Below are 3,137 nucleotides of genomic sequence, written 5' to 3'. Positions count from 1 at the left end.
GGGTGTGGAGTGGCTGGCCGAGCACGGTCAGGTGACACGCTTCGTGGAACTGGGACCCGACGGTGTCCTGACCGCCATGGCCCACAACTGCCTCGCCCACCTCATCGAGGCCGAGTCCGGCCCTGGTGCTGAGCCGGAGGTCATCGCCTCCCTGCGCCGGGACCAGCCGGAAGTACAGGCCCTCTTGAATTGTCTGGCACGGCAGTTCGTCACTGGCGCGTCTATCGACTGGTCACCCGCGCTGGGAGCTGCCACCAACACTTCGGTGCCTCGGCTCGACCTGCCCACCTATGCCTTCCAACGGCAACGGTACTGGCTCGACGCTCCGCCCCAAGCAGTTGACGCCACCGGCATCGGGCAGGGCCATGTTGACCATTCGCTGCTCAGCGCGATGTTGAAGTCCGCGGCACACAATTCGGTCTACCTCACGGGCCGACTGTCGCTGGAGACGCACTCGTGGCTGGCTGATCACCAGGTGCTGGAATCGGTGTTGGTCCCCGGAGCCGCGTTGGTCGAGTTGGTGATCCGTGCGGGCGATCAGGTCGGTTGCGGCCGGGTGGAGGAGCTGACGCTGGAAGCGCCGTTGGTTCTGCCAGAGCGGGGCGGTGTCCAGGTTCAGGTGGTGGTCGAGGGGCCGGATGCGGCAGGTCTGCGGCCGGTTGCCGTCTACTCGCATCTCGAGGACGCGGCGAGCGCGGACGACGCGGTGTGGAACTGCCATGCGCGTGGGTTGTTGGCCGTTGAGGAGTCGGCTGCTGCTGGTGGGGTGGCGCTGGAACAGTGGCCGCCGGTGGGTGCTGAGGTGGTGATGTCGGATCCGGAGGGGTTTTACGCCGGGTTCGCTGAGCGTGGGTTTGGCTATGGGCCGGCTTTCCGGGGGTTGGAGACGGTCTGGCGGTGTGGCGAGGAGGTGTTCGCGCAGGTCCGTCTTCCGCAGGAACGGGTCGGTGAGGCCGAGCGCTTCGGGGTGCATCCGGCGCTGCTGGACGCCGTATTGCATGCGGTGGCGGTGATCGCTTCGGATGAGGACGAGCAAGCCGTACGTGTTCCGTTTGCGTGGTCGGGGGTGCGGTTGCATGCCTCGGGTGCGTCGGTGGTGCGGGTGCGGTTGACCCGGGCCGGGTCGGACGCTGTGGCGTTGGAGGTGGCGGACGCGGCGGGTCAGCTGGTGGTGTCCATTGAGTCTCTGACCCTGCGGCCCATTTCGGCTGAGCAGCTACAGGCCGCCCAGACCAGCCGTTATGACTCGCTCTTCCAGCTGGACTGGCAGACCCTGGACTTCTCCGACCCATCGAACGCGTCAGGGGGGTCGTGGGCGTTCGTGGGGCCGGACGCCGGGCTGGGTGAGGCGGTGGTCCGCGCGGGCGGATCGTACGCTCGCTACGCGGACGTACCCGGGTTGATCAGCGGGCTCGATGAGGGCGATGCGGTGCCTGAGACCGTGGTGCTGGCCTGCCCGACGAGCGTCGACGGCGGCGTGGTTACCGGGGTGCGGGAGTCGCTTTCGGCTGTGCTGTCTTCGGTGCAGCGGTGGCTTGGTGAGGAGCGGTTGGCCGGGTCCCGTCTGGTGGTGGCCACCTGCGGTGCGGTCGCCGCTGGGGCGGGTGAGGATGTGGCGGATCTGGTGCAGGCTCCGGTGTGGGGTTTGTTGCGGTCGGTGCAGACCGAGAACCCTGGCCGGTTCCTCCTCCTGGACCACGAGCCCGACCACGGCAGCGAGATCAGCTCTGCTGCAGCGGACGCGGTGGCGCGGGTCATCACCGCTGGTGCGGAAGAGCCGCAGCTGGCGGTCCGGGGCGAGACCGTCCTGGTTCCGCGCTTGTCCCGCGTGACCAAGCCCGTGACCCCTCAAGTGTCTACGTCACTGGTCTCTGCCGGGACCGTGTTGGTGACGGGGGCGTCCGGTGTGTTGGCGGGTGTGGTGGCTCGGCATCTGGTGGCTGAGCACGGGGTGGAGCATCTGCTGCTGGCCAGCCGTAGGGGCCCGGATGCGCCAGGGATGGCGGAGTTGGTGGCCGAGCTGGAGGCGGCCGGGGCGTCGGTCGCCGTGGCCGCGTGTGATGTGGCCGACCGCGAGGCCGTGCGTGAGCTGTTGGCAGGTGTTCCGGCGGAGGTGCCGCTCAGGGGTGTGGTGCATACCGCGGGGGTCGTTGATGACGGTGTTGTGGAGGGGCTGACCGATGAGCGTATTCAGCGGGTGCTCGGGCCGAAGGTGGATGCGGCGTGGCATCTGCATGAGCTGACCCAGGACATGGGCCTGGAGGCGTTCGTACTGTACTCCTCCGCCGCGGCCACGCTCGGTGCCGGTGGGCAGGGGAGTTACGCGGCGGCCAATGCCTTCCTCGACGCCTTGGCTCAACACCGCCACGCTCAGGGACTGCCCGCTCTCTCCCTGGGCTGGGGGCTGTGGGCTCAAGCCAGCGGAATCACCCAGAACCTCAGCGAGACCGACCTCGCCCGCATGGTACGCGGCGGCACCACCGGGCTCACCACCGAAGAAGGTCTCGCCCTCTTCGACGCTGCTCAGGGTGTGGGGCGTGGTGTGGTGTTGCCGGTGCGTGTGGATGTGCGGGCGTTTCATGGGCGTGGTGGTGTGCCGGTTCCGGCGTTGCTGCGGAATGTGGTGCGGGGTGGGGTGCGCCGGGTTGCGGTGGGGCGGGATGGTTCGGGTGCGTGGCGGGATCGGTTGGCGGGGGTGGCGCCGCAGGAGCGTGAGAGGTTGCTGCTGGAGCTGGTCCGTTCCCATGTGGCGACGGTGCTGGGGCACGCGGATCCTGCTGGAATCGACGCCGACCGCGCGTTGAAGGATCTGGGCTTCGACTCCCTCACTGCGATCGAACTGCGTAATCAGCTTGGAGCGGCCACCGAGCTTCGACTCCCGACCACGTTGATCTTTGACTACCCGACGCCTTCGGCCATCGCCAGGTATCTGGACGGTCGGCTGGGTGCGGGTGTGCGGTCGGATGCCGCTGTTGCGGTGCCGGCTGTGGTGGGTGTGGATGTGGAGCCGATTGCGATTGTGGGGGTGGGGTGTCGGTATCCGGGTGGGGTGGCCTCGCCGGAGGGGTTGTGGGATTTGGTGGCCGGTGGGGTGGATGCGGTTTCGGGTTTTCCGGTGGATCGTGGTTGGGATCTGG

1 protein-coding gene is annotated in these 3,137 nt (G+C 68.2%); it reads left to right on the top strand.

Annotated features, from left to right (window positions below):
* The coding region (locus tag IEJ02_RS47595) for a type I polyketide synthase (RefSeq protein ID WP_191070474.1) at positions 1-3,137 on the top strand (3,137 nt) is incomplete at both ends.

This window comes from Streptomyces sp. 5-10, from assembly GCF_014712245.1.
Lineage (GTDB): Bacteria > Actinomycetota > Actinomycetes > Streptomycetales > Streptomycetaceae > Streptomyces > Streptomyces violaceusniger.
Note: the sequence above shows the minus strand (reverse complement) of the source record. Positions and strands in the feature narration are given on the sequence as shown.